We start from the raw sequence: 23,179 nt of genomic DNA, 5'->3' as shown, positions 1-23,179 counted from the left end.
TAAAAATGTCTCAACAGTTTGATCTTGTTGTTATTGGCGGTGGACCTGGTGGTTATGAAGCGGCGATTCGTGCAGCTCAACTTGGTTTCAAAGTCGCTTGTATTGAAAAACGTATTCACAACGGTAAACCATCTTTAGGTGGTACCTGCTTAAACGTGGGTTGTATCCCTTCTAAAGCACTACTTGACTCTTCTCATCGTTACGAAGCTACTGTTCACGAACTTGCTGAACACGGTATTACGACTGGCGAAGTTAAATTTGATTTAGATACTTTGTTAGCACGTAAAGACAAAGTCGTTGAACAATTAACTGGTGGTGTTGCTCAGTTACTTAAAGGTAATGGTATCGAGTGGTTACAAGGTACAGGTAAATTACTTGCAGGTAAAAAAGTAGAATTCACACCATTTGAAGGTGATGTACAAGTTTTAGAACCGAAATACGTCATTCTTGCGACGGGTTCAGTGCCTGTAAATATTCCTGTTGCTCCTGTAGATGAAGATTTAATTGTTGATTCTACTGGCGCATTAAAATTCCCAGAAGTTCCTAAGCGTCTTGGTGTGATCGGTGCAGGTGTGATCGGTTTAGAGCTTGGCTCAGTATGGCGTCGTCTTGGTTCAGAAGTTGTTGTGTTTGAAGCATTAGATGCATTCTTACCAATGGCAGACAAAGCATTGGCGAAGGAATATCAAAAAATCTTGAAAAAACAAGGTTTGGATATTCGTATCGGTGCAAAAGTTTCTGGTGCTGAAACCAACGGTCGCGAAGTAACGGTTAAATATAACCAAGCTGACGAAGACAAAGAACAAGTTTTTGACAAGTTAATCGTTTGTGTAGGCCGTAAAGCATATGCAGAAGGTTTATTGGCAGAAGATTCTGGTATTAAACTCACTGAACGCGGTTTAGTTGACGTTAATGATCAGTGCCAAACATCTGTTGAAGGTGTTTATGCAATTGGTGACTTAGTACGTGGTCCAATGCTTGCACATAAAGCAATGGAAGAGGGCGTAATGGCTGTTGAGCGTATTCACGGTCATGCTGCTCAAGTGAACTATGACACAATCATCAGCGTTATTTATACGCATCCAGAAGCAGCTTGGGTTGGTTTAACCGAAGAACAAGCAAAAGAAAAAGGTCACGAAGTTAAAGCAGGCCAATTCCCATTCGCTGTAAATGGACGTGCATTGGCTGCGGGTGATACTGCAGGTTTTGTTAAGTTTGTTGCTGATGCAAAAACTGATCGTCTATTAGGTATGCACGTTGTTGGTCCAAATGCGTCTGACATCGTACACCAAGGTATGATCGCACTCGAATTTGTATCTTCAGTTGAAGATTTGCAATTGATGACTTTTGGTCACCCAACATTCTCTGAAGTTGTACATGAAGCGGCGCTTTCTGTTGATGGTCGTGCAATCCACGCGATTCAACGTAAGCGTAAATAAACAAAAAGTGTGGCTTGCCACACTTTTTTAAATGATGATGATGGTCTTATTTAGACTTTCATTTACTCAATATGTAGCAGCCCAGCTCTAAAAACAACTGGGCTGTATCACACCAAACAACATAGTAGGTAACTAAATGAACTTACATGAGTATCAAGCTAAAGCGTTATTGAAAGAATACGGAATGCCAGTACAAGAAGGTATCTTGGCAACCAATGCAGACGAAGCAGTTGCTGCATTTGAACAGCTTGGTGGTAAATTCGCTGTAATGAAAGCGCAAGTTCATGCGGGCGGTCGTGGTAAGGCTGGCGGCGTTAAAGTTGCAAAATCTAAAGAAGATGTTATCGAATTCGCTAACAACATCATTGGTACTCGTCTTGTAACGTATCAAACTGATGCAAATGGTCAACCTGTTAACAGCATTATCGTTGCTGAAGACGTATACCCAGTTGAGCGTGAGCTTTACTTAGGTGCGGTTGTAGACCGTTCTAGCCGTCGTATTACTTTCATGGCTTCTACCGAAGGTGGTGTAGAAATCGAGAAAGTTGCAGAAGAAACTCCTGAAAAAATCATCAAAGTTGAAGTTGATCCATTAGTTGGCTTACAACCATTCCAAGCGCGTGAAGTTGCGTTTGCTTTAGGTTTGAAAGACAAGCAAGTGAGCCAATTTGTAAAAATTATGGGCGCTGCTTACCAAGCATTTGTAGAAAATGACTTTGCATTATTTGAAATTAACCCACTTTCAGTTCGTGAAAATGGCGATATTTTATGTGTTGATGCGAAAGTAGGTATCGACTCTAACGCGCTTTACCGTTTACCTAAAGTTGCTGCTTTACGTGACAAGTCTCAAGAGAATGAGCGCGAATTAAAAGCATCTGAATTTGATCTTAACTATGTTGCTTTAGAAGGTAACATCGGTTGTATGGTGAACGGTGCTGGTCTTGCAATGGCAACTATGGACATCATTAAACTTTATGGTGGTCAGCCTGCAAACTTCCTTGACGTTGGTGGCGGTGCAACTAAAGAGCGCGTAATCGAAGCGTTCAAAATCATCCTTGCTGATACTTCTGTACAAGGTGTTTTAATCAACATCTTTGGTGGTATCGTACGTTGTGACATGATTGCTGAAGCAATTATTGCAGCGGTTCAAGAAGTAAACGTAACTGTTCCAGTTGTTGTTCGTTTAGAAGGTAACAACGCTGAGTTAGGTGCGAAATTACTTGATGAATCTGGTTTGAAATTAATTTCTGCGAACGGTTTGTCTGATGCCGCAGAAAAAGTTGTAGCTGCAGTTAAAGCGTAAGGAGTATCAATCATGAGCGTATTAATTAATAAAGACACTAAAGTATTGGTACAAGGTTTTACTGGTAAAAACGGTACTTTCCACTCTGCACAAGCTTTAGACTACGGTACAAAAGTTGTTGGTGGTGTTACTCCAGGTAAAGGTGGTACAACACACCTTGATTTGCCAGTATTTAACACAATGAAAGAAGCTGTTCGTGAAACTCAAGCTGATGCTTCTGTTATCTATGTACCAGCTCCATTCGTTTTAGATTCAATCGTTGAAGCGGTTGATTCAGGTGTTGGTCTGATCGTTGTGATCACTGAAGGTGTTCCAACAATCGACATGCTTAAAGCTAAACGCTACTTAGAAACTAACGGTAACGGTACTCGTTTAGTTGGTCCTAACTGCCCAGGCGTGATCACTCCAGGTGAATGTAAGATCGGTATTATGCCGGGTCACATCCACCAACCAGGTCGTATTGGTATCATTTCACGTTCAGGTACATTGACTTATGAAGCTGTTGCTCAAACAACTAAGCTTGGTTTAGGTCAGTCTACTTGTATCGGTATCGGTGGTGATCCAATCCCAGGTATGAACCAGATCGAAGCGCTTCAATTGTTCCAAGACGATCCAGATACTGATGCAATCATCATGATCGGTGAGATCGGTGGTACAGCGGAAGAAGAAGCTGCTGAATTCATCAAATCTAACGTGACTAAGCCTGTAGTGGGTTACATCGCTGGTGTAACAGCGCCTAAGGGTAAGCGTATGGGTCATGCTGGTGCGATCATTTCTGGTGGTCAAGGTACTGCTGAAGAGAAATTCGCTGCATTTGAACGTGCGGGAATGGCTTACACACGTAGCCCAGCAGAGCTTGGTTCAACGATGATGCAAGTTTTAAAAGAGAAAGGTTTAGCGTAATACGTTAGGTTTTGATCTTTAAAAAACCCCAATGGAGACATTGGGGTTTTTTATTGCTTGTACTTTGTATGGTGTTAGATATTAATCCATTTTTGGTTTCAACCCCTGAGTTAAACCATTGATATCGCCACCTTGAAGACCTAATTCATTCATTAAGCTATCAATAAGTGGAGCTTGTGAGCGATAGCGTAGGGCACTATTCACCACCTGATCGGATAATGAAGCTGTTGTGCCGTGTTCTGCATTATCACCTGACACAGCAGAACCACCAGCAAAACCATTTAAACCATTAACCTGTAAAATCTTGATGTCATCAATGTTTTCCATTGGTTTAACACTTTCACGAATAATATCTGGTAAATGTTTGAGTAATGCTAAGCGCACTTGCATTTCCACTTGCTCAGCAGAAAGGGTATTGGCTGCTTCATTCACCGCACGAGCACCTTCGGCATCAACTTGATACTGTTTCTCTAAAGCTTGAGCAAGCAATATTTTAGCATCTGCTTCACCTTTCGCTTTTAAGCGGATCTTTTCAGCATCTGCTTCAGCAGCAATACGTACAGCTTCAGCTTCATCTGCCGCAGCCTTTTTACCCGCATCGGCTGCTACCGTAATCGCAATTGCATCTTTTTCTGCTGTTTGTTTTGCTGCAACCAACTCGACTGCTTTTTGACGTTCCGCGCGCTGGGTTTCACGTACAGTCACTACTTCTTCTTCAGCTTTTACTGCTTCAGCACGTGCTTTATCTGCTTGCGCTTTTGCTTCAGATTCAGCACGTGACTTTTCAGCAATCGCAATAGCACGATCTTGTTCCGCAAGCTCAATGGTTTTCTTTTGTTCAACTTGTGCTTTTTCAATCAATTGTGATTTTTGAATATTTTCATTCTCGACATCACGGGCAGCAGCAATTCTTTTCAACTCAACTTCACGCTCTGCGGCAATGCGAGCCTCTTCAGCTTCACGTTTTTTACCAGCTTCTTGTGATGCGATCTCAGCAAGTTGTTCAGCTCTACGAATAGAAATTTCACGTTCTTGTTGCAGTTTTGCGTATTCTTCTTCGCGAGAAATTTCTAATCTTCTACGTTCAGCTTCTAAATCTTTCGCACGAATGGCAAGATCGGTATCTTGCTCGATGTCATTACGCTTCTTACGACGATCTTCAATGGTTTCTGTAAGTTTGGTTAAACCCTCAGCATCGAAAGCATTTTGTGGATTGAAGAATTTAAAGCTGGTTTGATCTAGACCTGTTAAGGATACAGTTTCAAGCTCTAAACCATTTTTTGATAGATCTTCAGAAACCACTTGTTGGACTTTTTGCACAAAATCGACACGTTTCTCGTGTAATTCTTCCATTGCCATTTCGGCAGCAACAGCACGAAGTGAATCGACAAATTTACCCTCAACTAAATCTTTTAGCTCAGGTGGGGACATAGTTTTGCGACCTAGCGTTTGCGCTGCTGTCGCAATCGATTCAGCAATTGGTTTAACACGAACATAAAACTCAGCCATCACATCAACGCGCATACGGTCACGTGTAATGAGTGCTTGATCCGCAGCGCGTTTCACCTCTAGGCGTAAGGTATTCATATTTACTGGAATAATTTCATGTAAAACAGGAAGTACAATTGCACCACCATTTAAAATAACTTTTTCTCCACCCCAACCTGTACGAACGAAAGAAACTTCTTTACTAGAACGTGTATATAATCGAGCAATCACAACCCCAATAAAGATCAGTACAGCGAAAATAATACCAGTAATAATTAAAATTTCAGTCAATGCTGAATTAAGCATTTAAAAACCCTCTATGTAAACACTTTTAAAAAGATTATGTCGCAATGGCTTGAAAGCCAATTTTGGTTTTTTGCGTTAAAATAACGTCTTGGCCTTGATAAAAGATAGTATCAAGTTCTGGTTCAACCAAGACATAATGTGTCTGACCATGTTGATCTTTCACCTTGGCTTGAGCAGGGGAATTAGGTTTTGCATCCCCTAAAATAATGTGTGCGGTGAGACCGATTAAATCATCACTATAAATTGCTGTAGTTTCATCTTTAGGAATTATCTTTGCGACCAATTTAGCGCTAAAACGAACGATCGGCATACATAGGAAAAAGCTTGCAGGAGCGATCAACCATGCTGAAAAATAAAGCCCAGTCAGGTGATATAGAATATCCTGAATAATTAAGCCAGTTAATCCATAAGCTGCTAAGAAGATAATTAACCAAATGAGTAATGGGACTTTGCCTAGATAGAGCCATTCAAGAAATTGAATAAAAACATTGTTTGAATGTTCAATAGAGACATCTGCATGATTTACATCAGATAAACTATCTGGCAAAAATTGCTCAAAAAAACTCGAACTGCCCCCGAGTAACAGTAGGATAATTTCAAGTACACCAATACATAGACATAACAGCAGCGCAATACTAAAAATAGAATTTGAAGGATGCGTAAGGAGATCAAGAATCATTGAAATTACTCTTATTTCTTTTTGAAATATTTAATAGATTTTTATATAAATAAAACAGTTATAAGATAAATCTAAGCCAGAATAATTTCAACTGATATTAATCACAATATTATAAGCGAAAAAAAACGCAATGATTGGGGTGATCATTGCGTTGAACAACGAATCTGCATAAAACAGTTTCGGTTGAAAAGGAGAAATGTCATAAGATTAGTGTTTGCTAATCTACAGCGCTATATTATTTAAAACCTTGAACTAGTTCATGCATATTCGTGTTAATTACTGTTAATACATGTTAATAAGTGACAAAAAGTGTTAGTTTTTGATTTTTTGTGATAGTTCTAAAATGAGACTGAAATCAAATATTTACAATAAAAAAAGCCCAAAAATGGGCTTTATTGATTTATACCAAGCTAAATCAGAATTTAAATAAACCTAGTCCTGATTTAACTTCATCTAAAGTTTGTTGTGTAATATCGCGACATTTTTCCGTACCTTGCTTGAGAATATCCATGATGTAATCTGGGTCTTTCTCAAGTTCAGCACGACGATCACGGATTGGTTCGATTAATTCTTTTAAAATGCCTTCTAAACGCTTTTTCACAGCACCATCACCTAAACCACCACGACGATAATGTGCTTTTAATTCTTCAACCTCTTGTTTATTTGGATCAAAAGCATCAAGGTAGGTAAATACAATATTGCCTTCCACTTGACCTGGATCTTCGATACGTAAATGATTTGGATCCGTATACATTGCATTTACAGCTTTCTTAATATCTTTATCAGAAGCATTTAATACAATGGTATTGCCCAATGATTTCGACATTTTTGCTTTACCATCAAAACCTGGTAAACGCGCCATATTTGATAAGAGTGCCTTACATTCGGGTAATAAATCGTGCCCAATTTGACGATTCACACGACGTACAACTTCGTTTGTCTGTTCAATCATTGGCAGTTGATCTTCACCCACAGGAACAACAGTTGCTTTAAATGCAGTAATGTCTGCTGCTTGTGCGATTGGATAACATAAGAAACCTGCTGGGATATCACGCTCAAAATTACGTAATTGAATTTCCGCTTTTACTGTCGGATTTCGTTCTAAACGCGCCACGGTAACATAGTTAAGGTAGATCATGGTCAGCTCATTGAGCGCCGGTAAGCATGATTGTACACAAATGGTTGTCTTGGTTGGGTCGATTCCAACTGCTAAGTAATCTAATGCAACTTGTAAAATATTATTGCGAACTTTATCTGGGTTATCAGCATTATCTGTAAGTGCTTGAGCATCAGCCAAAAGCAGGTGTTGGTGATGACTGTCTTGTAAACCTACACGAGAGCGTAATGAACCGACAAAATGTCCGAGGTGAAGTTGGCCAGTAGGGCGGTCGCCTGTCAAAATAATTGGGCGATGATCAGCATTACTCATGTTATGTTCCAAGATTTAGTGATTTCATCAATATAAGATTGGCATTATTGTACGGGAAATAAAAAATTTTCGTCAGCGATTGCTTTAACTTTTTTTCTCAAAAATATTCTTGTGAATCATTAAAGCAATTCTACAATAGGATAGATAAATACAAATTAAGATTAGGACAAGAATATGGCAAGTGGTTTATTAATGTTGCTCGATGACATCGCAACCGTATTAGATGATGTTGCGGTAATGAGTAAAATGGCTGCAAAAAAAACGGCAGGTGTCTTAGGTGATGATTTGGCTTTGAATGCACAGCAGGTGAGCGGTGTACGATCAGAGCGAGAGTTACCTGTAGTTTGGAGTGTTGCTAAAGGATCATTTGTTAATAAACTTATCCTTGTTCCATTAGCATTGTTAATTAGTGTAGTTGCGCCTTGGCTAATCAATCCCTTATTGATGATTGGTGGCTTGTTCCTTTGTTATGAAGGTGTAGAAAAAGTGGTGCACATGCTACATCACAAAAAAGCAAAAACTGCCGAAGAAGCAAGTGCCGATCTAGAAGCAGTAGAGGTTGATTTAGTAAAATTTGAAAAAGAAAAAGTGAAAGGTGCGATACGCACAGACTTCATTTTATCTGCTGAAATTGTTGTGATTTCGTTGGGTACTGTTGCGGCTGCAGCATTTATGACTAAAGTAGCTGTATTAAGTGTTATTGCGATTGCGATGACAATTGGTGTTTATGGTTTTGTTGCGATGATTGTCAAGATTGATGATTTAGGTTTGTATCTAACTCAGCAAGCTTCAGAATTTAAAAATAAAGTAGGACGTGGCTTACTTGCTTTTGCTCCGATTCTTATGAAAACATTATCTGTAGTGGGAACTGTAGCAATGTTTTTAGTAGGTGGGGGTATTATTACTCACACGATCCCTTTGTTACATCATTTTACCGAGGAAACGGTTGATCATTTGGAGTTAATCCCAAGTTTTGGTTCTATTATTGGTGCATTAACACCAACCTTAATCAACCTTGGTATTGGATTTATCGCTGGGGTTATTGTATTGCTTGTGGTAGGACTGATACAAAAAGTATGGTCAAAAGCATCTAAATAAAAATAAACCGTCATCATTATAATGAAGAGAGGTAGTCATGCGTTGGAAAGGTCGTCGTGTCAGTACCAATGTTGAAGATCGTCGCGGTGGTGGAGCAAAAGCTGGTGGTATTAGCATATTGGGGTTAATTGTTGCTTTTGTTGCATGGAAGTTTTTTGGGGTAGATCCTCAACAAGCTTATCAAGCGACTCAAGCGGTGACGAACTCTCAATCTTCTCAACAGGCTTCAGCACCACAAAATTTAACCGCTGAACAGAAAGAGGTGGGTGATTTTGTGGGGACTATACTAGCTGATACTGAAGATACATGGACGCCTATTTTTCAGCAATTGGGGTCGACTTATCAGCCGCCACGACTTGTACTATTTAATGGTGTAGTTAGATCGGGGTGCGGAACTGCTCAGGCTGCAATGGGGCCATTTTATTGTCCAGCAGATCAAAAAGTATATATTGATACTTCCTTCTTCAGAGATATGCGCCAACAAATGGGTATTTCTGGTGAGAAAAATCAAACTGAGCTTTCTCGCCAAGATCAAGCTGGTGACTTTGCACAAGCCTATGTGATTGCACATGAGGTTGGACATCATATTCAAAATTTATTAGGAATTTCCGGTCAAGTGCAACAAGCACGGGCTCAAGTTAACCAAACACAAGGTAACCAACTTTCTGTCCGCTTGGAATTACAAGCAGATTGTTTTGCGGGAATTTGGGCAAATAAAAACCATCAACGCACCCAATTCCTAGAACAAGGTGATATTGAAGAAGCAATGGATGCTGCTAAAAAAATCGGTGATGATTATTTGCAGCGTCGAGCAACTGGGCAAGTTGTACCTGATAGTTTTACACATGGTACGAGTGAACAGCGTATGCATTGGTTTCAAGTGGGATTGAAGTCAGGTGACGTAAATCAATGCAATACGTTTGCATAAGATGAATCTAATTGTGGATTTTTCTATTAAAAAAAGTGGAGAGACTTAAAGAAAATAATAATATCTTTTAACGTTATTTTTTAACTGATGCACTATGTTTTTAGATACTCAAAAAAATAAAGAGGTTGTATGGGTAATTACTTTCTTTTACAAGCATTAACGGTCATTTTTGCATTATCCATTGCAACCACGATTTTCAATAAACGAATATTAGGTTTTCCGCAAGCGATTGGTGTGCCTATTGTATCTGCAATTTTTGTCTTTATATTGCAGTGGGGAGCAAGCTTGCTGCATGGCAATCAATTTATTACGATTAATATTCAAAATATCGAAGCAGCAGTTCGTGACATTGATTTTTATGATTTTCTGATTAATGGTGTGATCTGCTTTATTCTGACTTCATCAGCATTAAAATTCAAAATATCAGATTTAAAGAATTACTGGAAACCAATTGGTATTTTAGCAACGATTGCGTTAGTGCTTTGTGCGGGTTTTTATGCTGGACTGCTATATATATTTCAATGGATAGTTGGATATCCTGTCCCGATCACAGTGTTACTGTTACTTGGTGCTGCACTTGGGGCAACAGATCCTATTGGTATTAAAGCAGTACTTAGTTCTATACGTGCACCTCATCATTTAATGGTTAAACTCGAAGGTGAATCTTTATTTAATGATGCAATGTGTATTGCACTATTTATGACTTTGCTTAATGTAATCCAAGGTGAGCATTTTTCATTGATCTCTACATTAGAAACCTTACTGTATGAAATCTTTGTTGCTGTCATCATCGGTTTCGCATTTGGCTTTGGGATCTTACGTCTGTTGCGCGGCAAGCATGAAATGGAGTCGTTAATTTTGACGACGGCTCTACTGGCAAGTGGCTCTTATCTGGTTGCTTTATTTGCACATGCTTCAGCGCCTATCGCTTGTGTTATTGGCGGTTTGATTGTTGGAAATAAATGGCAAGAATTCCGTGAGCAACGTGAAATACGTGAGGTGAATCATTTTTGGCATACGGTAGAAGGAATTATTAACTCATTCTTATTTACACTGATTGGTTTGGAGTTGTTTATTTTAGACTTGAGTGCCAATCTGATTATTGGTGGCATTATTGCTTTCATTATTCTTCATCTGTCCCGTTTTGCTGCTAATTTTCTTGCTTTCTCAGCTTTTCCATCGTTTAGGAAGAAAAGTTATAACGGTAGTTTAACAATTTTATCTTGGGGTGGTGTGCGAGGGGGGATTTCTCTTGCGTTGATTTTAGCTGTTGCAAATATACCTGCACTAAGTGCATACAGTAGTATTCTGATTGGATATACATTTATCAGTGTCTTGTTATCAGGAGTAATATGTGGCTTAGGTTTGCCAACAGTAATGAATGCCTTTTATTACAACCCGAATGAAGCAAAAACTGGCTTAAAAGGTCTTTATCAGCAGTTATGTAATAAAATGAATCGAAGAGGGTTTAAATACATCGTAGGAGAGGATAATTTAGGTCAAGAAACAATAACAATTTATAATCCAGAGGTACTATTAGATCAAAAAACTGAAGATGGTGTTGCAACAATGCATCATCCAAATAAGAGAGAAGAGGTGAGACGTTTGGAAAATCCTGATAATTTTTAACGATTGTTTTAGGTAAATGATTTAGCATTTTATTTCAGTCATATATTGAAAAATGGAATGCTGATGAAATCACTTGAATCTTATTTTATTAAATAAAATTTAAAACACTTTTAATGGAGATTGATGCATAAATGTAACCAAAAATAAACCCTTAAATAAAAAAATATTGAAAAATAAAAGCTTGGAAGTTTTTATTTATTTTGCACTATCATACATTACTAGAATTTTGTGTGGGCTATTTAACATTAATTTGAATTGGTTTAGAGTAGAGCTGATAACTGTACCTAATCAAAACAGAAATAATTACGCGAAAGCTTAACACTTGAATCGATAAGCAGTTGAAAACTAATGAATTATAATTGAGGAACAAGACCATGTCTGAAATACAAATAATTTCCAAGGAAAGCCATAAAACGCTTTTAAATACTACGGATAGCACCACAGCATTATCTCCCTCTCAACCAGCCGTCGTGCTGATAAAAGTGTCTATTGAGGATGTGGCACAAGTCAAAAGAGATGGAACTAATGCAGTTGTTTTTCTAAAAAATGGAGAACAAATTGTCATTCAGAACTTCTTTGCGAATGATAATAATCAAAACCTTGACAATAGCTTGGTTTTTCAAGGGCAAGATGGGAAGCTGATCTGGGCGCGATTCAAAGATGCTGAAAGTGATTCAGATGCGGATGCTGATTCAGATGCGGATGCCGACGCCGATGTTGAACCAGACATGGAGGCCGCTGTTTATTTAGAAGAGACTCCTGTTGCAATCCCTCCTGCAGTTCAGGCACCTGTTTCGGATGCCGTTTTTCAACCTATCGATTCAATTACACCATTACTTTATCAAGATGGGGGTATAAGCCCTTGGCTTTGGGGAGTTCCGCTTGTAGCGGGTGGAATTATTGCAGCAGCAAGTGGCGGTGGAAGTAAAAACCGTAACAATGACGAGAGTGATTCTGACGCGGATAGCGACTCAGATTCAGACAGCGATTCAGATTCAGACAGCGATTCAGATTCAGACAGTGATTCAGACTCTGACTCAGACAGTGATTCTGACTCAGATTCAGACAGCGATTCAGACTCAGACTCAGATTCAGACAGTGATTCAGACAGTGATTCTGACTCAGATTCAGACAGTGATTCGGACTCTGACTCAGACAGTGATTCAGACTCAGACAGTGATTCAGACTCTGACTCTGACAGCGATTCAGACTCTGACAGTGATTCAGATTCAGACAGTGATTCAGACTCTGACTCAGATAGCGACTCAGATAGCGACTCAGACTCAGATTCAGACAGCGACTCAGACTCTGACTCAGATAGCGATTCAGATTCAGACAGCGATTCCGACTCTGACTCAGATAGCGACTCTGACTCAGACAGCGATTCCGACTCTGACTCAGATAGCGACTCTGACTCAGACAGCGATTCAGACTCTGACTCAGATAGCGACTCAGATTCAGACAGCGACTCAGATTCAGACAGCGACTCAGATTCAGACTCTGACTCAGACAGCGACTCAGATTCAGACAGCGACTCAGATTCAGACTCTGACTCAGATAGCGACTCAGATAGCGACTCTGACTCAGACAGCGACTCAGATTCAGATTCAGACAGTGATTCGGACTCTGACTCAGACAGCGACTCAGACTCTGACTCAGATAGCGATTCAGATTCCGACTCAGATTCAGACAGCGATTCAGACTCTGACTCAGATAGCGACTCTGACTCAGACAGCGATTCAGATTCAGACAGTGATTCAGACTCTGACTCAGACAGTGATTCAGATTCAGACAGTGATTCAGATTCAGACAGCGACTCAGACTCTGACTCAGATAGCGATTCAGATTCAGACAGCGATTCCGACTCTGACTCAGATAGCGACTCTGACTCAGACAGCGATTCAGACTCTGACTCAGACAGCGACTCAGATTCAGACAGCGATTCAGATTCAGATTCAGACAGTGATTCGGACTCTGACTCAGACAGTGATTCAGATTCAGACAGCGATTCAGACTCTGACTCAGATTCTGATATTGAAGTCACCCTTGATACGATTGTGACAAATGACAGCACACCAGAATTAACAGGTACTGTAGATAGTCCAACAGCAACTATTGTGGTGACCATTGATGGCGTTGACTACGATGCAGTGAACAATGGCGATGGCACCTGGACACTTGCAGACGATGTTGTTGCAGCACTTGCAGACGGTGATCACGAAGTGACCGTGACTGCGACAGATGCAGCCGGCAACGAAGGCAGCACCACAGGAACCATCACGATCGACACCGTTGCACCAGCTGCACCAGTGATTGATCCAGTGAATGGCACTGATCCGATTACGGGTACAGCAGAGCCAGGCACTACAGTCACAGTAACCTTCCCAGACGGCAGCGAAGCAGAAGCGGTTGTTGACGCAGATGGTAACTGGAGCGTTCCAAACCCAGGCAACTTGGTAGATGGCGACGAAGTGACTGCGGTTGCAACTGACCCAGCAGGCAACACCTCAGACCCAGCGACAGCAGTGGTGGATACATCAGCACCAGTGGTGACCTTGGATGAAGTGGTGACGAACGACAATACACCTGAATTGACAGGTACGATTGACGATCCAGAAGCGACAGTAGTGGTGACCATTGATGGCGTTGACTACGATGCAGTGAACAATGGCGATGGCACCTGGACACTTGCAGACGATGTTGTTGCAGCACTTGCAGACGGTGATCACGAAGTGACCGTGACTGCGACAGATGCAGCCGGCAACGAAGGCAGCACCACAGGAACCATCACGATCGACACCGTTGCACCAGCTGCACCAGTGATTGATCCAGTGAATGGCACTGATCCGATTACGGGTACAGCAGAGCCAGGCACTACAGTCACAGTAACCTTCCCAGACGGCAGCGAAGCAGAAGCGGTTGTTGACGCAGATGGTAACTGGAGCGTTCCAAACCCAGGCAACTTGGTAGATGGCGACGAAGTGACTGCGGTTGCAACTGACCCAGCAGGCAACACCTCAGACCCAGCGACAGCAGTGGTGGATATAACACCACCTTTGATTGCATTCGATAATGTCGATGATGCATTCGTTAATGCTTTACCGTTGCAAGTTGGAGATGATGTTTCAGTCGGTAGTCATACTTACTTGTTACTCGCTTCTCTAGCAGGACTGGATCTACAGCTTGGTTCTGCAGGCATTGGCTTCACGATTGATGAAGGTCATACAGGTGATATGACGTTCAATTACAGTGCATTAATTAGTGCAGATGCATTAGCAGACTATGTACTTGTCCTTCAAAAATTCGATGAAGCAACAGGACAATGGACTGCGGTGACTGGCCCAGGTCAAGCTGATTTGTTGAGCTTGTCATTGTTCGGTGGTACGACAGTAACTGTTGATGGACTTGAAGAGGGACAATACCGTGCCTTCATGGCCTTTGATGGATTGCTTGGTGTAGGATTACTTGGCACCTTGTCAGGAACTGCTGATCTTTACGATCAATCGCAAATTGGTGGTTATGAAGTGATAGCCGCTGAAGGTAACGTCATTACTGATGCTGGTATTGATGGTGAAGTTGATGTTATTACAGATACCACCGTTGTCAGTATGGTAAATGGTGTAGCGGTTGTAGAAGGTGGAACAACCATAGATGGTACTTACGGTACCTTGGTGATTAATCCAGATGGCAGTTATACCTACACACCATTTAGTGGTGATGCAGGTTTAGGTCAAGTGGATCCATTTGTTTATACCTTATTTGATCCTGTAACTGGTCAAAGTGCAAATGCAACGCTATATCTGCATATTGATAGTGATGATGTAGATATGACATGGAACCCAGCGGATCCATCACAACCTGCAACAGTAGATATTGTTGCAAGTGATGATCTAAATGTTGCTGAGATCAACCCACAAGCATTGCTTGTTGGAGATAATGTTCCAGCGGGTAGCCATACTTACTTGCTACTTGCATCTTTAGGAGGATTAGATCTACAGCTTGGCTCTGCAGGCATTAACTTCACTGTTGATGAAGGTCATACAGGTGATATGACGTTTAACTACAGTGCATTAATTAGTGCAGATGCATTAGCAGACTATGTACTTGTCCTTCAAAAATTCGATGAAGCAACAGGACAATGGGTTGCAGCGAGTGGGCCAGGTCAAGCTGATCTGTTGAGCTTGGCATTGTTCGGTGGATCAACTATTACGGTTGATGGACTTGAAGAAGGTCAATACCGCGCCTTCATGGCCTTTGATGGATTACTTGGTGTTGGTTTGTTAGGCACCTTGTCAGCAACTATGGATCTTTATGATCAATCGCAAATTGGTGGTTATGAAGTCGTTGCAGCGTCTGGTAATGTGATTACTGATGCTGGTATTGATGGTAATGCCGATGTTACGACACCATTTACCACTGTAAGCAGTGTCAATGGCGTAGCAGTAGCTGCTGGTGGAACAACCATAGATGGTACTTACGGTACCTTGGTGATTAATCCAGATGGTAGTTATACCTACACACCATTTAGTGGCGATGCAGGTTTAGGCCAAGTGGATCAGTTCACGTATACCCTGTCAGATCCTATTGGTGGAGCTAATGCAGCAAGTGCAACTCTGTACTTCCATATCGATAGTAATGCAGTAGATATGACATGGAACCCAGCGGATCCATCACAACCTGCAACAGTAGATATTGTTGCAAGTGATGATCTAAATGTTGCTGAGATCAACCCACAAGCATTGCTTGTTGGAGATAATGTTCCAGCGGGTAGCCATACTTACTTGCTACTTGCATCTTTAGGAGGATTAGATCTACAGCTTGGCTCTGCAGGTATTAACTTCACTGTTGATGAAGGTCATACCGGTGATATGACGTTTAACTACAGTGCACTAATTAGTGCAGATGCGTTGGCTGACTATGTACTTGTTCTTCAAAAATTTGATGAAGCAACAGGACAATGGGTTGCAGCGAATGGCCCAGGTCAAGCTGATCTGTTGAGCTTGGCATTGTTCGGTGGATCAACTATTACGGTTGATGGACTTGAAGAGGGTCAATATCGCGCCTTCATGGCCTTCGATGGATTGCTTGGATTAGGATTGCTAGGCACCTTGTCAGCAACTATGGATCTTTATGATCAATCGCAAATTGGTGGTTATGAAGTCGTTGCAGCGTCTGGTAATGTGATTACTGATGCTGGTATTGATGGTAATGCCGATGTTACGACACCATTTACCACTGTAAGCAGTGTCAATGGCGTAGCAGTAGTTGCTGGTGGAACAACCATAGATGGTACTTATGGTACCTTGGTGATTAATCCAAATGGTAGTTACACCTATACACCATTCAATGATGTAACAGGCTTAGGTCAAGTGGATCAGTTCACGTATACCCTGTCAGATCCTATTGGTGGAGCTAATGCAGCAAGTGCAACTCTGTACTTCCATATAGATAGCAGTGTTGTAGATATGACATGGAACCCAGCGGATCCATCAGAACCTGCAGCATTCACATTTGTTGCGACAGATGATGTTGATACTGCATCACTCGTGATGGTCAATGAAGTAGATAACAATTACTTCAATGCCTCGGCTTCATTGTTAGGTATTTTAGCAACAACTCAGACTTACACTTCAGGCACATTCACATTAGGCTCTAATATGGATGCATCTGGATTGATTACGGTTAACTCTTTAGCTACCGCTGGAACAGTAAACCTTAATTTAAATCTACAGATGAATGTCGGTGGAGTTTGGACTACAGTAGCGAACGACAGTTACTCTGGAATAATCTCGTTGCTTGGTACTTTGGTATCACTAGATCTATCAACTTTAGACCTAGCTGCTGGAACCTACCGTATCCAAACAACAATGCAACAACCATTATTCGGTGGACTAGCTGCACTAGTTGGTATCAATACAGATGTAAATGTCACCTATCTGGATCAATATGTAGTATCAAATACAATTGAAGCGGAAGGTAATATTTTCGGAAATGATTCAACTGGTTCTACATTCACTCAGCTGCAAGTAACAGATGCAAATGGTAATGTTATAGATGTTTCATATGGTACTGTGATTCAAGGTCTATATGGTAACTTGGTGATTAGTGCAAATGGTGATTACACTTATACACCAACATCAAATACAACTGGTGGAAGTGAAAGCTTCAGCTATACCTTGACTCATCTAAATGGTGACACAGCAACAGCAACATTGAATATCAATGTTGGCTACACAATCCAAGGCAGTACAGGTAATGACATTATTACTGACAGTGCTGGAGATGATCTGATCTATGCAGGAGCGGGTAATGATACAATCAATACTGCAAATGGTGGTTCAGATACCTTAATCTTTGATCTGTTAAATGCTGCAAATGGTACTGGTGGAAATGGTCAAGATACTTGGGAGAACTTCCATGTTGGAGATACTTCTATAGATGGCGAAGCCGATAAGATCGATATCAGTGAGCTGTTGATTGGTTATGCTGGTGATGGTAGCGAAGCTTCCCTCAGTGCTTATGTAAACGTAAGTTTCAATGGTACAGACACAATTATTAGCATAGACCGTGATGGTGGTGCTGGAGTACATAGCTCTACAGAACTTCTTACTTTGAAAAATGTAGATACGTCTTTAGAAGAGTTACTACAAAACAACCAACTCTTGTTCTAATCTAGATTAAGAAAAAAGAGAGCTTTCGAGCTCTCTTTTTTTTATTTAAATAAGTAAACGCATATATTCAAATAAAAGTTATATGCTATATTTTGTGACAGGATAAATGTTTATAATCAATAAAGTGGAAGATATGGGCGTTCAAACTTACAACGAATTATTAGACTTTAAAAAGAAATTAGAGAGTTGGATAGATAAAACAGTTGAAGATAAAAAAATAAACGAAAATGTGTTTTGCATTTTTTTATCCTATGGTGCAAAAGATCAGAGATGTAATATTTGGAATAATGCTGATCAAAATGTACACTCAATTAAAAAAAGATTATTTAATTTTATCGACAAAATTTTCGAAAAAAATAAAACTCAGCTTAACTTTATAAAAATTGATATTGCTTACCAAATTGAACAACAAGCGTGGCCAAGTGTGGTTTACCAAGTCATCAATCAAGATCACAATAATCATTACCGCAAAGGTATTAGTTTAGATGAAAACTTTAATATTGCATTTCTTGAACAAGAGATTTATGGACGAGCAATTATAAGAGGTTTGAAATATGATCAACCTAATTTTTTTGATGAACAAAATTTAAACAATGCAATTAAGAAAAAATATCCTAATATTCAAAAAAAAATAGCTTTAGATCAGCTTCAATCAATATGGACTTTTGAAACTTATGGTGCAATATATGAAGATAATCAATTTATTGCATTACAAAGTGGTGGTTGTCAAAATGGTGTTAGAGAACTTATACAAGATAAGAAAGAACATTTAAAACATCTGATTGAAAAAAATGCGGAGTTTCTAGAACAACAAATCCAAGAAAATGGGCGATTTATCTATGGTTATTTTCCAGCTTTCGATCGTGAATTAAAAAGCTATAACACAGTTCGACATTGCACATCAGTATATGCATTAATTGAAAGTTTTGAAGTCAAAGAAAATCAAGCCTATTGGCCAAAAGTTTATACCGCAATTCAGTATGCTATTGATACTTTTTATAAAGAGAAACAAGACAATATTGCATTCATGATAGATGGAGAAAAAGATCCAGAAATTAAGTTAGGGTCCAACGCAGCTGCAATTCTCATGCTTACAAAATACCAGGAACTTACCCAAGATGATCGTTATTTAAAATATGCTGAAGCGATCGCAAATGGAATCATGGAAATGGTTGATGCGAAGGGTGAAACAACGCATGTCTTGCATTATCCAAGTTTAGACGTAAAAGAAAAATTCCGTATCGTGTACTATGATGGTGAAGCAGCATTAGCATTATTGAGGCTTTATCAAATCAATTATGACGAACGGTTACTAGCAACAGTGAAACGTATGTTCGAACATTTTATTGAGAAAAAATATGAAAAATATCATGACCATTGGTTAAGTTATTGTACGAATGAACTCACTAAAATTTGTCCTGAAGAGAAATATTTTCAGTTCGGTTTAAACAATTACTTAAAACATATGAACTTTATTAAAAATAGAAAGACAGCATATGCAACTTTTTTAGAAATGTTAATGTCTGCATATAAAATGGTGAATCGATTAAAAGAACAAGGTCATGATGAATTATATGCTAAAGCAGAATTTGAAAAACTAAAAGAGTTGATAGAAATTAGAAGTGAGTTTCAAAGAAGTGGCTTTTTTTATCCAGAAGTTGCAATGTATATGGCGAGGCCAGATAAGATATTAAATGCTTTTTATGTACGTCATGATCGCTTTAGAACACGAATAGACGATCAAGAACATAATTTATCTGGATATGTGGCTTATGTGAATTATTTCTAAATGGTGAAAGAATGATTATAAATAAGAAAAACATTGAAGAAATAATGTCTGGAAAATGGTATATCGAACCTAAAGAAGATTGGTTTGTTCAGCATATTTCAGAAAATAAGTTGAATTGCAAAAGAGATGAAACGCTATTTGTCGCAATGGACAAGGAAACCTGGTTAAAAGGAACAGGGAATACGGGTGTATATGCAAAATGGGAGGATACACATGATCTTTTGTGTGAGTTCCATGAACAAATAAAAGGCGTTGTTGTACAACGACCTATACCCGAATTACCATCACATTTGCCTCAATATATTGTAGAAGATTCTTATCAGTTCATTCACCATTGTGCTGAATATATGAGGAAAAAAATCAAGAGTAAAACGATAGCAATTACGGGCACAGTTGGAAAAACCAGCACAAAAAACTATCTTAATATACTTTTGCAGAACTATGGATCTACCTATGCAACCCATGGAAACCATAATTCTCGCACAGGGGTAAAATTGACACTATCCAATGCGATGGTTGAGCCAAACTATTTAATTCTAGAAACCGCAATGTCTGCACTCTGGATGAAAGATGGAGGGATTAGTCAATTAATACGCCCAGATATTGCAATTATTACAGAAATAGGAGTTGGTCAAAAAGGATATGATGAAAATCAAACTGCAGATTTTAAAAGCCGAATTGCAAATGGTTTAAGTACTGATGGTATCGTCATTTTAAATCGCGATATAAAGAATTATGATCAACTCTTAACTTATGTTCATCGTTATAGTCATAAAATTTTAAGTTATGGAGAACATTCAAAAGCTGATGTGAAGTATGAACGAACTGATAATGGATTTTTAGTTTACTTAGAAAACCATAGTTATCATGTTTTATTAGATCATTATATTGATGATGGTACTTTAAGTAATATGGTTGCGACTTTGGCAGCAATATATGCACTAGGTCTTGATATAACTAAAGTTCTACATTTATTTAATTCTATCAGCAATAAAGAATCAACATTAGAGATTTTGACAATACCTGATAAAAAAGCTTATTTAATAGATGATACCTATAATGCAGAACATCTTTCGATGGTTAATGCGTTAAAATATTGCTATGGTAAATATAAGAAAAATAGAAAAATATTGGTAGTCGGAGATATTATTAACTTAGAGGATAAATCTAAGGAAGTTCATGAGAGTTTGCTTAAACCAATACTTGAAAATCAATTCGAATTAATTGCTACATTTGGAAAAGATGCGCTATATCTAAACCAACTTTTGCCTAAAGATCGAAATTTGGGCCACTTTACTGATGCGAAGCAATGTGCCATGCAGATCAGAAATATCTTGCAGGAAAATGATGTAGTACTGGTCAAAGGTTCCAGACGAAATTCGACGATTTCGACTATTCCTAGTTTAATCACTTTACCAGAGAATAATTCAACAGAAAAAAGCTTAGGTGAATGTATTACTGCACATTTGAATCACAAGAAATTCACTGAACAGATATGGCAAACGAAGACTGAATATGGAATTGGTCCATTAATCCTAATTTATTTAGCTTTAAAAAAATATGCCTTAGAAGAAGTGCAGTTAAACTCTATTTATAGTGTCACTGCAAATGTAGATCGAGAAGCAAAAGGACGAAATGCATTAGGATTGTATTTAGGTGAGAATTACTATTTTAGTCAAATTCTACAATACGTTATTTTGACCCAAAAACCGGATTGTATTTTGGCTTTAGCAGAGCATTTATACCAGACGACTGCTCAAGCATTAAAAGAGATAAAAAAAGAAGCTGAATTGATCGGTATAGATCCGAATCAGATTTTGAATATAACAGGCCGAAATGTAAGAGATATAACACAAGGAAAAACTTTTTTAGACATTTTTAAAGTGAGTAAAAAAATATTCGAATTACCACCTTATTTTAGAAAGCAATTTTTTGTTGATATTACCTATTTTAAAGGAACTATATTAAAACCTGTAATAACGATAGCATCTGATGCTGGTTTAGATGGTTTTTTATTTGTAGGTGATCGGCGTAGACGAACCTATATTGGTTTTAGTCAACTATCGAATAAAAAAATAAGTATTCATTATACAGATGAAGAAAAGGTAAAAATTGAGCATGTTTTACCGTACTATCAAGCTTTTGATGAATTACCAAAGCCTAAAAAGATAGATGCCAAGAGCCAATTTATTAATATTTTAGGAGATACATATTTTGGTGAATCCTATACTAAAATTAGAAAACGAAGAGGAGTGATCGACGCGTTACAGAAACATGGTTATACACATTCTTTCGAGAAAATAGCCTCTTTTTTTGGTAAGGAGGATATCAATATTGCAAATTTTGAAGCGGTTTTTATTGCTGATGAAAATCAACAGTCACCTTTAGATAAAATTAAACCTTTTATTTTAGGTGCCGATGCAGACAAAACTTTAAATGAATTTTTAAATAGAAATATTAATCATGTTGTACTAGCGAATAACCATTTAAAAGACTATGGAAGTGAGTGCCTAGAATTTACTTTAGAACAATTTGATAAAAAGTCGATCGCTTATATCGGTGCTGGGCTTAATCAACAACAAGCACATGAGTATTTTGAAATTGATTGGAGAGGTAAGAAACTTGCGATCTTTAATGGTTACTGGCATAGGGATGCAGCTTACAACAAGTTTGATTTCTATGCGTTAGGACATCGGGATGGGGTAGCTTGTGTGAATGGTATTCTTATCGAACAGATCAAAGCCTACAGAGAATGTTATCCTTACAATAAAATTATGGTAATAAGTCATTGGGGGGTAGATTTTAAACCTATTCAGGATGAACAAAAAAGAATTGCAAAAATACTTGTTTCCTGTGGAGCTGATATGGTGATTGGACATGGGCCACATACTATTCAACCTATTGAATATATAGATGGTAAGCCGATTATCTATAGTATTGGTAATGGTGTATTCAATAGTAATGGCGAATACGATAAACACGGAGCGTTGCCCTATGGCTGTATCGTCCGATTGGATATGGATAAACAAATCTTAAAGCTTTATCCAATTTTCACCAATAACTTAAAAACGTTTTGGCAACCATATATTGTAAGTAAAGAAGATTTTATCTCTATAAAATCAGCATTAACAAAAATACTTAATAGTGATCAATATGATTCTCATAATGATGAACTAGGTTTTTTTATAAAATTAAAAATATAAGAGGTGGATGAATATGCATTACTTTTTAAATAAAAATGTAGGAGCAAATTTAACAGGAATTGAACATGCTGCTATATCAAGATTGAGAATTTTTTCATCCATTGGAATAGATTCAAAAATTTTAACAGTTAATTACAATCCAAATCTTTATGATAATTTTAATAAAATTAATTTAGATTTTCGTTCAAGTTATAACTTATATCATTTTTTTCAAAAAGCTAAAAGAAATTGTTTTTTGACGATGCAAGAATTTTATGAAAATGACAGTTATGAAATAAAAAAAGTAAAAGATGTGGATGATTATAGAGTATATG

The 23,179-nt window shown here is 38.6% G+C and carries 13 protein-coding genes; 10 read left to right on the top strand and 3 right to left on the bottom strand.

The features are described from left to right. Nucleotides 1-5 precede the first annotated feature (5 nt). The 3 genes from lpdA to sucD all read left to right on the top strand — a co-directional run bounded on the left by lpdA (nt 6) and on the right by sucD (nt 3,645). Nucleotides 6-1,439, top strand: coding sequence for a dihydrolipoyl dehydrogenase (lpdA, locus tag DK207_RS11925; protein ID WP_109441376.1), 1,434 nt, complete (start codon nt 6-8; stop codon nt 1,437-1,439). Nucleotides 1,440-1,575: 136 nt separating this feature from the next. Further along, nucleotides 1,576-2,742, top strand: a complete 1,167-nt coding sequence (sucC, locus tag DK207_RS11920; RefSeq protein ID WP_004640348.1) for an ADP-forming succinate--CoA ligase subunit beta — start codon at nt 1,576-1,578, stop codon at nt 2,740-2,742. A gap of 12 nt (nt 2,743-2,754) precedes the next feature. Then, nucleotides 2,755-3,645: a succinate--CoA ligase subunit alpha gene (gene sucD / locus DK207_RS11915; protein ID WP_004640347.1), complete on the top strand. Its 891-nt coding sequence runs from the start codon at nt 2,755-2,757 to the stop codon at nt 3,643-3,645. An 81-nt stretch (nt 3,646-3,726) separates the two neighbouring features. Here the strand turns inward: sucD and DK207_RS11910 are convergent, their stop codons facing one another. From DK207_RS11910 to trpS, 3 genes are all read right to left on the bottom strand, one after another. Beyond that, entirely contained in the window at nt 3,727-5,439 is a 1,713-nt protein-coding gene (locus DK207_RS11910; protein ID WP_109441375.1) for a flotillin family protein, read from the bottom strand. 34 nt (nt 5,440-5,473) lie between these two features. Beyond that, the gene (locus tag DK207_RS11905) at nt 5,474-6,118 is read right to left on the bottom strand and encodes a YqiJ family protein (RefSeq protein ID WP_109441374.1); all 645 of its coding nucleotides are present in this window, start codon (nt 6,116-6,118) and stop codon (nt 5,474-5,476) included. Nucleotides 6,119-6,533: 415 nt separating this feature from the next. Further along, nucleotides 6,534-7,547 (bottom strand): tryptophan--tRNA ligase, encoded by a 1,014-nt coding sequence (gene trpS / locus DK207_RS11900; RefSeq protein WP_109441373.1) that lies wholly within the window; start codon nt 7,545-7,547, stop codon nt 6,534-6,536. Nucleotides 7,548-7,721: 174 nt separating this feature from the next. Here trpS and DK207_RS11895 point away from each other — a divergent pair, with 174 nt between their 5' ends. The 7 genes from DK207_RS11895 to DK207_RS11865 all read left to right on the top strand — a co-directional run. After that, on the top strand, nt 7,722-8,645 hold the full coding sequence (locus DK207_RS11895) for a DUF808 domain-containing protein (RefSeq protein WP_109441372.1): 924 nt from the start codon (nt 7,722-7,724) through the stop codon (nt 8,643-8,645). A gap of 37 nt (nt 8,646-8,682) precedes the next feature. After that, nucleotides 8,683-9,573, top strand: a complete 891-nt coding sequence (locus tag DK207_RS11890; RefSeq protein WP_109441371.1) for a neutral zinc metallopeptidase — start codon at nt 8,683-8,685, stop codon at nt 9,571-9,573. A gap of 129 nt (nt 9,574-9,702) precedes the next feature. Beyond that, nucleotides 9,703-11,202, top strand: coding sequence for a cation:proton antiporter (locus DK207_RS11885; protein ID WP_109441370.1), 1,500 nt, complete (start codon nt 9,703-9,705; stop codon nt 11,200-11,202). 374 nt (nt 11,203-11,576) lie between these two features. Continuing rightward, nucleotides 11,577-17,873 (top strand): BapA/Bap/LapF family large adhesin, encoded by a 6,297-nt coding sequence (locus tag DK207_RS11880; protein ID WP_162540230.1) that lies wholly within the window; start codon nt 11,577-11,579, stop codon nt 17,871-17,873. 133 nt (nt 17,874-18,006) lie between these two features. After that, nucleotides 18,007-19,662, top strand: coding sequence for a poly alpha-glucosyltransferase (locus DK207_RS11875; RefSeq protein ID WP_228247948.1), 1,656 nt, complete (start codon nt 18,007-18,009; stop codon nt 19,660-19,662). 11 nt (nt 19,663-19,673) lie between these two features. Next, nucleotides 19,674-22,865 (top strand): CapA family protein, encoded by a 3,192-nt coding sequence (locus DK207_RS11870; RefSeq protein WP_109441368.1) that lies wholly within the window; start codon nt 19,674-19,676, stop codon nt 22,863-22,865. Nucleotides 22,866-22,878: 13 nt separating this feature from the next. Then, a partial coding sequence (locus tag DK207_RS11865; protein WP_213066241.1) for a hypothetical protein occupies nt 22,879-23,179 on the top strand: 301 nt, incomplete at its 3' end.

It is taken from the genome of Acinetobacter haemolyticus (genome assembly GCF_900406815.1).
Taxonomy (GTDB): Bacteria; Pseudomonadota; Gammaproteobacteria; order Pseudomonadales; family Moraxellaceae; genus Acinetobacter; species Acinetobacter haemolyticus_A.
Note: the sequence above shows the minus strand (reverse complement) of the source record. Positions and strands in the feature narration are given on the sequence as shown.